This is a genomic window from Methanosarcina sp. Kolksee (genome assembly GCF_000969945.1).
Taxonomy (GTDB): domain Archaea; phylum Halobacteriota; class Methanosarcinia; order Methanosarcinales; family Methanosarcinaceae; genus Methanosarcina; species Methanosarcina vacuolata.
Genome location: NZ_CP009524.1, coordinates 1,281,701 through 1,293,561, shown reverse-complemented (window position 1 = coordinate 1,293,561; position 11,861 = coordinate 1,281,701). Strand labels below are relative to the sequence as shown.

14 protein-coding genes are annotated in these 11,861 nt (G+C 37.6%); 4 read left to right on the top strand and 10 right to left on the bottom strand.

What is annotated here, in order from left to right:
• Positions 1 to 25: 25 nt before the first annotated feature.
• On the bottom strand, positions 26 to 514 hold the full coding sequence (locus tag MSKOL_RS05475; protein ID WP_048119114.1) for a MarR family winged helix-turn-helix transcriptional regulator: 489 nt from the start codon (positions 512 to 514) through the stop codon (positions 26 to 28).
• 250 nt (positions 515 to 764) lie between these two features.
• Between MSKOL_RS05475 and MSKOL_RS05470 the strand changes: the two genes are divergently transcribed.
• Positions 765 to 1,223 (top strand): pyridoxamine 5'-phosphate oxidase family protein, encoded by a 459-nt coding sequence (locus tag MSKOL_RS05470; protein WP_048154224.1) that lies wholly within the window; start codon positions 765 to 767, stop codon positions 1,221 to 1,223.
• 348 nt (positions 1,224 to 1,571) lie between these two features.
• Here the strand turns inward: MSKOL_RS05470 and MSKOL_RS05465 are convergent, their stop codons facing one another.
• The 4 genes from MSKOL_RS05465 to MSKOL_RS05450 all read right to left on the bottom strand — a co-directional run bounded on the left by MSKOL_RS05465 (position 1,572) and on the right by MSKOL_RS05450 (position 4,028).
• Positions 1,572 to 2,276: a hypothetical protein gene (locus MSKOL_RS05465; RefSeq protein WP_048154221.1), complete on the bottom strand. Its 705-nt coding sequence runs from the start codon at positions 2,274 to 2,276 to the stop codon at positions 1,572 to 1,574.
• 87 nt (positions 2,277 to 2,363) lie between these two features.
• Positions 2,364 to 3,311 (bottom strand): caspase family protein, encoded by a 948-nt coding sequence (locus MSKOL_RS05460; protein WP_048154218.1) that lies wholly within the window; start codon positions 3,309 to 3,311, stop codon positions 2,364 to 2,366.
• Positions 3,312 to 3,322: 11 nt separating this feature from the next.
• On the bottom strand, positions 3,323 to 3,724 hold the full coding sequence (locus MSKOL_RS05455) for a TIR domain-containing protein (RefSeq protein WP_048154215.1): 402 nt from the start codon (positions 3,722 to 3,724) through the stop codon (positions 3,323 to 3,325).
• Positions 3,725 to 3,728: 4 nt separating this feature from the next.
• Positions 3,729 to 4,028: a hypothetical protein gene (locus tag MSKOL_RS05450; RefSeq protein WP_048154211.1), complete on the bottom strand. Its 300-nt coding sequence runs from the start codon at positions 4,026 to 4,028 to the stop codon at positions 3,729 to 3,731.
• 148 nt (positions 4,029 to 4,176) lie between these two features.
• On the opposite strand from MSKOL_RS05450, the gene MSKOL_RS05445 reads away from it, so the two are divergent.
• Together MSKOL_RS05445 and MSKOL_RS05440 are read left to right on the top strand one after the other, a co-directional pair.
• On the top strand, positions 4,177 to 4,893 hold the full coding sequence (locus tag MSKOL_RS05445) for a DUF6293 family protein (RefSeq protein WP_048154208.1): 717 nt from the start codon (positions 4,177 to 4,179) through the stop codon (positions 4,891 to 4,893).
• 73 nt (positions 4,894 to 4,966) lie between these two features.
• A complete protein-coding gene (locus MSKOL_RS05440) occupies positions 4,967 to 6,391 on the top strand; it encodes an MBL fold metallo-hydrolase (RefSeq protein WP_048154206.1) in 1,425 nt (474 codons plus the stop codon).
• A 142-nt stretch (positions 6,392 to 6,533) separates the two neighbouring features.
• On the opposite strand, the gene MSKOL_RS05435 is transcribed toward MSKOL_RS05440, so the two are convergent.
• From MSKOL_RS05435 to MSKOL_RS05415, 5 genes are all read right to left on the bottom strand, one after another.
• Positions 6,534 to 7,340 carry a hypothetical protein gene (locus MSKOL_RS05435; protein WP_048154203.1) on the bottom strand — a complete coding sequence of 269 codons (807 nt, stop codon included), beginning with the start codon at positions 7,338 to 7,340 and terminating at the stop codon, positions 6,534 to 6,536.
• A 352-nt stretch (positions 7,341 to 7,692) separates the two neighbouring features.
• On the bottom strand, positions 7,693 to 8,109 hold the full coding sequence (locus MSKOL_RS05430; protein ID WP_231592462.1) for an SET domain-containing protein: 417 nt from the start codon (positions 8,107 to 8,109) through the stop codon (positions 7,693 to 7,695).
• A 260-nt stretch (positions 8,110 to 8,369) separates the two neighbouring features.
• The gene (gene cysE, locus MSKOL_RS05425; protein WP_048154198.1) at positions 8,370 to 9,314 is read right to left on the bottom strand and encodes a serine O-acetyltransferase; all 945 of its coding nucleotides are present in this window, start codon (positions 9,312 to 9,314) and stop codon (positions 8,370 to 8,372) included.
• A 122-nt stretch (positions 9,315 to 9,436) separates the two neighbouring features.
• Positions 9,437 to 10,363 (bottom strand): cysteine synthase A, encoded by a 927-nt coding sequence (gene cysK, locus MSKOL_RS05420; protein WP_048154194.1) that lies wholly within the window; start codon positions 10,361 to 10,363, stop codon positions 9,437 to 9,439.
• Between the two features lie 531 nt (positions 10,364 to 10,894).
• Positions 10,895 to 11,275 carry a transcriptional regulator gene (locus MSKOL_RS05415; RefSeq protein ID WP_048154192.1) on the bottom strand — a complete coding sequence of 127 codons (381 nt, stop codon included), beginning with the start codon at positions 11,273 to 11,275 and terminating at the stop codon, positions 10,895 to 10,897.
• Between the two features lie 277 nt (positions 11,276 to 11,552).
• Here MSKOL_RS05415 and MSKOL_RS21305 point away from each other — a divergent pair, with 277 nt between their 5' ends.
• Entirely contained in the window at positions 11,553 to 11,684 is a 132-nt protein-coding gene (locus tag MSKOL_RS21305; protein WP_255351967.1) for a hypothetical protein, read from the top strand.
• The last annotated feature ends 177 nt before the right edge of the window (positions 11,685 to 11,861 follow it).

Genomic DNA, 11,861 nt, shown 5'->3' with positions numbered 1-11,861 from the left:
TTTTTTATCTCCACCGTTTTTCACCTCAATCATCTGACCTGTCAGATGGAGGCTCGAATCCAGGCTCAAAAAGTTTAATAGCAGCTTTATGAATGAGCAGCCTGAAGATTTCTTTTTCTTCAAAGGTAAAATCCGAAAAGAGGATCTCTGTAAAAGCCATCAACTTTTTAAAAATTATATTTCTCATTTCTTTTCCTTTTTCAGTCAGGTAAACCCTGTAAGCTCGAAGGTCACTTTCGTCTCTTTCCCTGTAAACGTAACCTTCTTTTTCCAGATTCTGGACTGCTCTGGCACTTGTTGCTTTGCTAACTTTCAGTTCCTTTGCAAGAGTTTCCTGGGATACTCCATCTTTGTGATACAAAAACAGTAAAAACTCAAACTGTCCGCTTCCGACCCTGTAAGCTTCGAGTTCCTTTACCATGTAAGCCAGATGGCTCCGATAAATGTAGGCAATAGGGCCTAATATTTCTCTTGGGTCTGTTTCTCTTAAGTTTCTGTCTCCTGGGTCTTCCATAATTTTATCCTTCACATTTTATGAGCTGGATGGTTTGTTTATTAATACACCATTGTGAAAATCGTTACAAATGAAACTGATCCGACCTCTATAGGCTTGTGAGGTATATAATAGTTCCGAATGAAACTAAAATTAAATGCAAAATAACTGGTGTTAGTATATATACTCAGACGGGAAGTAACTTTTATCCCAAGAATAAATATTTATTTACAGGTTTTCTATAGCAAATGAATTTCTTTAAGGTGAAAAAATGGGAAGTAAAGACCTGATACAGGATCATCAGCAGATAGAAGAGATTCTCTCAAAGGCAAAATTCCTTCGTATAGCCCTCTCGGACTCAGACAAACCTTACATTATCCCAATGGCTTTTGGATACAAAGATAACAAAATTTATCTACACTGTTCCAGCAAAGGCAAGAAGATCGATATCCTTAACAGAAACCCCAGAGTCGCTTTCGAAGCCGATGCTGAAGCTGAAATCATCACCAATGAAGACATCTGCAAATATAATGTCCGTTACAGAAGTGTTGTAGGGAACGGACAGGCACGGTTTGTTGAAGACTATGATGAAAAAGTAGAGGGGCTTACTGTCCTGTCCGAGCATTACGAGAAAAAAGGGCCTTTTGAGTTTGAAGAATGGAAAGTTAACAGATTGTGCGTAATTAAGATTGAGATTGAAGAGATGACAGGAAAGCAGCATGGATTTTGAAAAAGTATATTGAAATTAATTTTTTACAAACAATTGTATTCTTACAATTTCTTGTATTTTTCCTTTATTAAACAGAGTGTTTTATTTAATAAATAAAGAAGTTTTATTTTTGTTATTATTATGGGAGCGTGGAGGGTCACAAATACTTCGTCCTTCATAAGCTGTCCAACATTACTTCCGATAATAACCAAATCTTTTTTTTCGATTTAAAGGCTTATATGCCTTATCTTCTACATGCTTTTGTCCTGAAATTAAATTGTCGGACAGCTTGTTTAGATTGGGGTGGTCGCAAGCAATTTTATTTGCTATGATAAACTCGGCCAAATTCTGGACTTTTACTTTGACGGATCATTCTGATTGATATCCAGACGTACCTGTGTCAGCTGCACCGCCTGTCAGTAGGATCATAATTACAGCTACTGTTGCTATAATTCCTAATTTTACACTGTTTGGCATAGCACCCCATGTTTTAAGCAAGCTGTAAATCATTTCCATTAAAAAAAAGAAACCTGTGCCTCCAAAAATTAGCCAATCTCCTTTGAAATTGTTATGCGTGAATCTTAAAACTGGTAAAATTCCAGCACATATTAAAGCAAGTATCCCCCAAATACAAGCGAACCGTAAGTAATCCATAAAACCATCTGATGGTATGACAAACCATGCTTTCAACCAAGATATAAATGCCACGATGACGAAAATAGCACAACCAAATAAGCTAACGAAGCACTCATTAGACGATATCCCTTCACTGTATCTGGATTTTAACCAAAAATTGATACCCGCGAGAATAGCGAGCGCAATCGAGAAGCCAGTAAATACAAGGTAATGCAAAGAAACATTAGAAGGGACGGCGAACCATGCTTTAAACAAGCTGTAAATAATTCCAGCTGGTCCAAACACGGAAAGTAAAAACTGAATTACAGATCTTTTATTATCATATCTTAAACTCAATATTGCAGGGATTGTAGCGATCAAAACGAAAAAAACAGCGTACAACATGTAATCCCAAAAATCAATTGGTATCAAGAATGATAAGTCAAGTCCAAGATTCATTATTTTAATATCTCCTTTATTTTCACAGGTAGGTTTCAATGAACTGCTGTTAACACTTAAGAAGTGAAAGATTTCAAACAAATGAAATTAAAGCTTGTTCTCTTTAACTAATCTCCAATAGTGGTATCCTAAGGCTGTCAACTTGCAGGATTTTGAATTCATTGCAGCATAATACATATGCTTCTCATTCACAGGTTTTACAAGCCCTTCAGATTCAAAATCTTGCAGATCTTTAAATATTGCACATTTTAATGCAACAGCTTTCTCGGATGTAGGCTCATAAGAAGGATCTAGTTTAAATTCATCTTCAGGCTGCGGGAAGTATTTAGGAATTTTTCTCAGCTTTTCAAGTGGTATTTTTGGATTTATACTCCTTATTGGCACAAATCTGGAGACGTTTGTTTTAAAAATTGGCCTCTGTGCCCAAGCGCCAAGTGCAGAATCTATGTAAGCATATATGCTTCCAGCTGTGATATGCCCACGAATATCTGCAGCCCCCCCTTGAAGCGCATCTACTAACAATGAAGTAAATACTCCATGCCCATCTAATTCAATTGCAGACTCTATATTACGACTAGCGGTAATTACTGTTAACTCTTCACATAGATTAGAAACACTTGAGTTGCCAAGATTTGATTCCGCAAAGGACCCCGAGTGACAACAGTCTAATATAATGATTTTACTTCTGGCTCTAGAATTATTTGCAAGCGCAAGAATTTCGTTCATGGCTATCCCTTCATCATATCTTTTGAAATCTGACGTGACAATATACCCGCCTGTAGATTTTAGCAAACCATGACCCGAATAGTAAAATAATGCAACATCACTATGTGTTTCAAATAATTCTTCAATTAACCGCCTTGTTCCGGGAATATCCGTTGTGTCTGAAGGATTCGTAATTAGTCTGACATCAAAATTTGGAGATCCGTCTCCATTTTTTTCCAGTATACTGGCTACAGATACAGCATCATTTACACAACCCTTTAATACAGCACCTGGATAATTATTGATTCCTATAACCAATGCCTTTCTCATATGTGCTCACCTTATGCTAAGTCCCTTATGGCACTGACTATTGATTCAGTGTTCCATTTTACAATCCTATCAGCATGCTCTTTTACAATTTTCGATGTTTTCTCAGATCCCCAAGGTTCAACAGCAATTATAGGTTTCCCGAAGTGTTCTGCAATCTCAATCTCTTTGTTAATCCATTTGCTGTATGAAGAATAGACACCAGCAAGAATTATTACTATATCACAAAAAACTACTTTATTTTGAATTGCTTCATAAAGCTCTCTGTCAGTCCCAGTTGTATGAATAGGATTTTCTTTGGGCACGGAATAGTTTTTGTAATCAAAATATGGTCTTTTGTTTAAGAGAGTGACCAAACCATTGTATGCATCACTGTAAGCCCATGAGTGGCTTATAAACAAATTGTATGTTTTCATGTTCTCACCGACACAAGTCTTGAATTAAAAACCAACTAGGTTGCTCATATTGACCAATACATTTCAAACCCGCAACAATTGTTCCTGTAGTAACCAGAAAAAGTACCTTTAAAATCGAAGTTGGAGAAACTGCACTATAAAGAAAGTGCTCAAGAAAAGCTTCTACATAATTCCCAGAAAATAATTTTAAAATTATGTTCAAGAGAGTTACAACAGCGCCGCCAAATACATACATTGCCATTAAACCAATAAATGTATGTGGAGTTTTTACTAAGTATTTTAAAAAACCTATTTTGTAGCCCAATTCACGGTCACCTTAAATTTTTTAACGTGCAATAAATATTAATGCATCATTATACTTAAACTTTTCTTTCAAGTATGAAATTAAAGTTTATCTATTAGTAAAATATAGGATCAAAGAATATTTATTCAATTGATCTAGTCTATCAATTATGGATAAAGCAAAAGAGACTGTTCATATAGTGCCAATAGGTTTTCAGTCGGACAAACTAATCGCAAGCATCCGACAATATCCTGTTCATAGAATTATTCTTATAACTGTGGAAGGCGATGAAAAGATCGAAAAAGTGCAAAAAAAATCGAATGATATTAAAGAGGCATTTAGAGGAATAAAAATTGAAGAAAGGATTGTAGCAAGAGAAAATATCTTCCAGGCAACTATAGAAATATTAGGGATAATAGAAGACCAAATTGAGAATGGAAGAGAAGTAAAGATAAATATTTCAGGTGGTTTAAGAAACATAGGAATATCTTCCTATATAGCATCCCTTGTATCAAAAGTTAGCATATATACTGACATACCAGAATCTGGAAATGATGAAAGTTATGTACTAAAAGGAGTTCTGGAGATCCCTACATTTCCTATAAAGGAAATATCACAAGAGCAGTTATATATTCTACAAAAGTTAGAAGAAGGTGTAGATTCTCTGGATACATTGATATCACGATTGAAACCAGATCTCAAAAAAGAGGATCCAAAATACAACAACGAACGCTCTAGATTAAGTCATCATATTAAGAAATTAAAAGAATCGAATTTTGTTGAGACAGAGAAAAAAGAAAAAAATTTGATCGTAAATAGAAGTGTTCTTGGTGAGATTTATTTAAAAGGGATTAAGATATCAAATCTTCAGAAAAGGGAAAAATAAAAAATTATTTATACACTTAAAAGTCAATTTTGAAGGAGGTTTTTAAAACTTAACTTAGCAGGGGTTTTAGAATTTGGTCCAGATAAGCATACTTGGAGGAAAAAAAGAGATCGGTGGAAATAAAATTCTTGTAGAACATAAAGGAACAAGAATTTTATTAGATTTTGGAATGAGTTTTGGTCAAAACTCTAGATACTTTTCTGAATTTTTACAACCTCGTAGATGCTCCGCTTTAACTGACTTTTTTGAAATGGGTCTTCTTCCTGATATAAAGGGAGTTTATAGAACTGATTATCTTGAACATATGGGAAGAATAGTAGAAGAAAAAGATTTAGATGCCGTTTTTCTTACCCATGCCCATGCTGATCATGCTCAATATATACATTTTTTGAGATTTGATATTCCAATTTTCTGCACGGCAGAGACGAAGATAATATTGCAATGCTTGGAAGAAACTAGTAGAAACACACTGTCTGACTATATAACAGCATGTGAGTCCTTCAAATTTTATCGAAATTCAAAAAAGGAATTATCTAGAGTTGACAGAAAAAAAAAGGAGTATATACACGAAAGAGATTTCCAAGTAATGGAACAAGAAAAAAAAGTTAAAGTCGGCAGTTTAGAAGTAGAAATGGTTCCTGTTGACCATTCACTCCCTGGAGCTTGTGGTTTCATAATCTATACAGATGAAGGAAATTTGGTTTATACAGGTGATATCCGCTTTCATGGCTCCAATCAGGAATTGAGCAGAAAATTTGTGCAAAAAGCGAAATCTGTAAATCCAAAATTATTAATCTGCGAAGGGACAAGAATAGGTAGCAGTGAAGTAGACAGTGAGGAAGGGGTAAGAGGAGAAATAACAAAACTAATTTCTGAATCTAGTGGGCTTGTTTTTGTTGAGCACCCAATCAGAGATATTGACCGAATGAAAAGCATCTTTGAATCAGCAAGAGAAAATCACAGAGATTTTGTAGTACCCCTAAAAGCTGCTTACTTAATTGAAGCACTTGGGAATTTATGCCCCTTTTGCATTGAAGATGTAAAAATTTTAGTGCCAAGGAAAAGTTGGGGATTAATTTATAAAGAAGGTTATGAACAAAGTTTAATTAACAACGATTATGAATCATGGGAACGAGATTACATTTATCGATCAAATTCAATAACTTGTAAAGAACTAAAGCAGAATCCCCTAAATTATGTGGTTTCCATGAGCTTATGGGAAATAAACCACCTTATAGATATTCAACCACAAAATGCTATTTGGATAAAATCCTCGTGTGAACCTTTTTGTGAGGAAATGGAGCTGGATGAGGAAAGAAAGCAAAATTGGCTGGATCGATTTGAAATAGTAAAATATTCGGCACATGCTTCAGGTCACGCATCTGGTCAAGAAATTATAGAAATGATAAATGAAATAAAACCTGAAAATGTTATTCCAGTTCACACAGAAAAGCCTGATCTCTTTAAGCAAGCTGAAGCAAAGATACTTATTTACTGAATCTTTTTCAATTTTCGTGGACATTCTTCAATATTAAGTAACTTTGATTCTTTTTCTTATTTTAATATGCTATTTAACTCTACAAAATAAGAACTAATTACCGCTACGTTAAACAAGTTTTCACTTTTCAAATCAGGAAATCTTATACCAGATAATACGCAAAAGCACTTAAAACCAGCCTGATTAAAGAAAAAACAATTGAAATCATTGAAAAGGCCACAAGATATACGTTTAGAGCCAGTATCTCCGCAAAAAGGCCGGAAAAATCAGCATTGAAAACGAGAGCAACCAAATTTATCAGCAAAATGAAAAAGAGTATGGTTACAAAACCCCTGCCTGCTCCTTTAAGGTCTTCTTTGCTCAGGGCCATATGTGATGAGATTGCGATTGCCAGGGCAAAATAAATCCAGAAGTTGAGAGAAAACAGGTTTTCTAATGAGAATATGCTTTGAAAGAGACCTGCGGTAAGGGCGAAGATTTTTGTCAAAATATACTGGTCCGGCTGAGCGGGCTCAAGGGTAAGATAGTCGGTAACCCTGGCAAAGGAATCCGGCAGCAGCAGTTTCATGCCGATGATAAGAGCCGCGGTCCCGCTGAAAATCGGGCCCATGCCTATGAAAAAGTTTCCTATGTTCTGGTAGAGGCTTTTAGGGTTCCAGCTGTGGTTGACGTATCCAAGGGTTCCGTCCTTTTCCTTGTGGGAAAACAACTTGAGTTTAGTTATATTGTGCCTGAATACGTAGCACATCAGCAGATGGCCAAGTTCATGAATCGGAGTGCCTATCCAGGCTGTAACCAGAATTCCTTTCCTGCCAAAAGCGCTCTGGACGTAAAAGTTAGCCCGGTTCTCAAGAAGGCCGAGTATCATCCCGACAAGAATCAGAGAGCCTGTGACATAGAAGGTGTCAAACAGGCTTACCCGAAAAACAGTAAAAAATGTATTTTCCATTTTGGACTCCTTTTTATAACTTCAGGAGAAGTTTTGGCTTTGAATTGACCCGAGATCGAATTTCACAGTTAGCTTATAGGTCAGCTTATAGGTTAGCTTATAGGCAGCTTACAAGTTAGCTTACAGGTCAGCTTATAGGTCAGCTTATAGGTTAGCTTATAGGCAGCTTACAAGTTAGCTTACAGGTCAGCTTATAGGTCAGCTTATAGGTTAGCTTTTTATAATAAAGTGGCTGAAGAAAATATAAACTTCGCGCCAGTCACATACAAAATAAAAAAAGCTGAAAGAAGTTTGAAAGAGTGAAATACATTATTTTTCAGGAACAGTAAATGGCTACATCCAATAATCCTTTTCATAAAATTCCAAGATCTTCCTGGCCTGCAAGATCAAACCAGACAGGGTTTTTGTCTTCAGGGTCGCAGTTATAGTTTATTGTTATTTCTTCGTCTTCCTGAATATCTCTTATACAAACATATTTTAAAAGGCTGTTATCGAAGTCTTTGTAATACCTTGCATTCGGGTTGTATGAGTGATTATAAAGGGAACCATAGCCCAGCGCAATAGCTGCATCTTTTGAGTCAGAACCCCAGGCGAAATAATAATTATAGAGCTGGGTAAGCTCAAGTGAGTCTATCTCTTCGGCAGGTAAAACTATGACAGGACAGGTTTCTATTACCTCTCCTTTTTTAAAATTCCGCTGTGCAAACACACCTCTACCTTTTCCAGGTGAGTCTTTAACACTTATCGATAACATATGACCGTATCCCATAAAATTTAAAAATTACCGGCAAACTGTATTATTATGTATAGAAAGATGTAATTTATAGGTTTCCCTTCAAAATTCTTTAAAATATAGGAACAGAGTCCTTTTTGGTTTTCGAGAATAGAGAGCATAAATCACTTTGTTTCAATCCAGGCATGAGTCCAGGTCTATCCTCTGGATTACCTGATGAGCTTTCCTCCAAGTCCTGGCCTTGAAAACAAAAAAATACAGAGGTGAGTTAAAAAGTTCTTAGCGGACCTTTGCTTTTAATGAACGACCTTTTTTTGGGTTCGGTCCCAGCTCCAGGGCTCATCAAGGATATTGACATTAACCTTTTCTACCCCTTCCGCAGTCAGGACCTTTCGCCGGATCTGTTCCTTAAAGTAATCGATCATAGGGCAGGCGCTTGTTGTCAATACAAGGTTTACGTCTACATTTGGTCCGTCGACTATTACTTCCTTTACCATGCCCATTTTGACAATATCCATCCCCACCCCAGGGTCGACCACGTCTTTTAGCAGGGAATAAATTTGTTCATCCTTAAGCACTGCTCCTTTTAGAGGTTTTCCATGTCCGGAAGCTAACTCTTCATGTGCCTGGAACTCGTCTTCTAGCCTGCTCAGCCGGTCAAGTATCTGGCTTATTACAATAAGTCCGGGATCAGGCAGCTTATCATGGTCAAGTTGACCTGCAGAAACCGAAGGATGTGTTTCTGCAATCCTTGCAGGGACTCCCACAACAGTAGCTCCGGCTGGGACTGACCGGATCACAACCGAGCCGGCGCCTATTTTAGCGCCCCTTCCAACAGTAATTGGGCCAAGTACAGATGCTCCTGAACCAATAACTACATCACTTTCAATAGTAGGATGACGCTTTACTTTTTCCAGAGCTGTCCCGCCTAACACAACTCCCATATATATCAAAACGTCATCGCCTACCTCAGCAGTTTCTCCGATCACCACTCCAGATCCGTGGTCTATGAAAACTCTCTTTCCAAGCTTTGCCCCGGGATGGATTTCAATACCTGTTAACATCCTGGAAATGTGAGAGAGCAGACGGGCCAGAAAATAAAAATGTCTCTCCCAGAAAAAATGAGATACCCGATGTATCCAGACAGCGTGCAGGCCCGGATAGCAGCAGATTACCTCAAGCGTAGACCTTGCTGCAGGGTCTTTCTTAAAAACAGTCCTGATATCTTCCCTGATTCCCATTCGAAATCTTCCGGTATTAATTGTCAAATCAATCGGTCGGCCAGCCTCAGACAAATCAGTCAAACTGTTGCCGAGAAATCAGTCAAACTGTTGCTGATAAATTGGTCAAAAGTTGCTGACAATCAGTCAAAGAGGTCAGTGCTCAAATAACGTTCTCCCGTATCCGGCAAGATAACAACAATCGTCTTCCCGCTCATGTCGTCCCTGGCTGCGACCTGCAGTGCAGCATAGGTAGCAGCGCCTGAAGATATGCCTGCAAGGATGCCCTCTTCCTTTGCCAGACGCCGGGACGTGGCAGCGGCGTTGTCTCCGGTTACCTTGATCACTTCATCAACAAGATCAAGCCGGAGTACATCAGGAACGAAACCTGCACCGATACCCTGGATTTTATGTGGTCCAGGGCTTCCCCCGCTGAGCACAGGAGATTCGGCAGGTTCGACTGCAATCGCCTTAAAAGACGGTTTCCGTTTTTTTATTACGCTGGCAATGCCTGTGATAGTTCCACCTGTTCCCACGCCTGCTACAACAACATCCGCTTTACCATCAGTATCTTTCCAGATTTCTTCAGCTGTTGTCCGTCTGTGAATTTCTGGATTTGCAGGATTCTGGAATTGCTGGGCTATGAAGTAAAGTGAAGGATCGTCAGCAGCCATCTGTTCGGCTTTATTAACTGCTCCTGTCATTCCTTCCGTTCCGGGGGTTAGAACCAGCTCTGCTCCCAGGGCTTTCAGCAGTTTTCTTCTTTCTACTGTCATTGTCTCAGGCATAACCAGTATGAGCTTATAGCCACGAGCAGCGCAGACGCAGGCGAGTCCGATACCGGTGTTGCCGCTGGTTGCTTCAATAACAGTGGTACCTTTTTTGATTTTCCCTTCAAGTTCGGCTTTTTCAATCATTGCCAGCCCTATTCTGTCCTTCACACTTCCCATAGGATTAAAGGATTCAACTTTAACTAAAACATCCGCATGTAGACCTTCTGTTATGCGGTTTAACCTGACAAGAGGAGTATTACCAATTGTCCAGGTTATGTCGGAATATATTCGCCCCATACTTTTACCGTCTCCTGCAACTTACTTTTTTCAGGTTTCATGTATTTTAATTTGATTAGATTATATTAATAAGAATATATTAATTAGATCATATTAACTCGGCTATCTTGTAAGCTGCCAATAACGTATGTTTTTACACTCAAACCTTTTCAGCCTCATTACAGTTTTTATCGGATGATTTTTCAATCAACCTGAGATGGTATTTTGAGTGGTCAGCCCTGCTGCAATATACAGCAAGATACGTCAACATACAGACAATTCATAGTAAATTCACAATTGTGAAATTAATTTTATGTTTAATATAGTTATCGAGAAGTCCCCATACTTAAAAACCGTATTTAAGAACAAAAAAGAATCCGGCAGCCGAATGTAAAAAATAGTGAAGAAACTGGAAAAAATTAAGAAACTGAAAAAATTAAGAAACTGAAAAAATTAAGAAACTGAAAAAATTAAGAAACTGAAAAAACAGTAGAAGGACTAAAAACAATAATAGAGCTCTGAAAGCAGTAGATATATTGATAAAATCCTGCTTTATGCTTCAGATTTTTCATTATCGCCCGCTTTGTCTTCTGTTATATAAATGGCTTGCTCTTCCTTGACACATCCACTATTACACTTATTTTCAATTCCTCTGGCACTTACACAGATCTCACAGATTCTTGCTACAAAGTCGCTGACTTTGTTATCGATAAGGTCCTGAGCAAGCTTTTCGATCAATTCTTTCGTCTCGCCCTGAAACTCAATCCTGTAGCCTCTTTTTCCCGAAATGTACTGGGAAACTGCCGACGGGGCAATCCCCAGCAACTTTGCCGACGCTGCCTGTGACTGTCCTTTTTTTGCAAGTTCGATTGCGAGACTGGCCCTTATTGCAGGGACCAGATCCCACACAATCTTCTGACACGGAGTTTCCATAATTACCATCACTTTTTGAGATTTTACACTTAAGAGAGAATATATTCTATGTACATATATATTATTTTCAGTAACAAAAATAATAATAAGATTCTCTGCCTGTCCTTGAAGAAGTAAAACTTACAAAAAAATGGCTTGACTTATAACAATTTACAAAATTTCCAAAAAAATTCAGGGATTTCTCCTGCATGTATCTCTAAGTTTTTCTGTAAGATTTTACAATAAAACTTAGACCGTCACACTTGTTATAAATATTTACAGTTGAGAAGGTGCGGGTGTGACCATTGAAAACAAGACCATTTACATGGACAACTCTGCTACAACACCTGTAAGAAGAGAAGTTGTCGAAGAGATGCTTCACTACCTGACCGAGAATTTAGGAAACCCTTATTCTATCTGGTTAAAATAAGTTTGAGCAAAATGAGATTGAGCAAAATGAGATTGAGCAAAATAAGTTTGAGCAAAATAAGTTTGAGCAAAATAAGTTTGAGCAAAATAAGTTTGAGCAAAATGAGATTGAGCAAAGTGAGATTGAGCAAAATAAGATCAAAGTGAGACTATCTGTCAAAACGAGATTGGAAAAGCA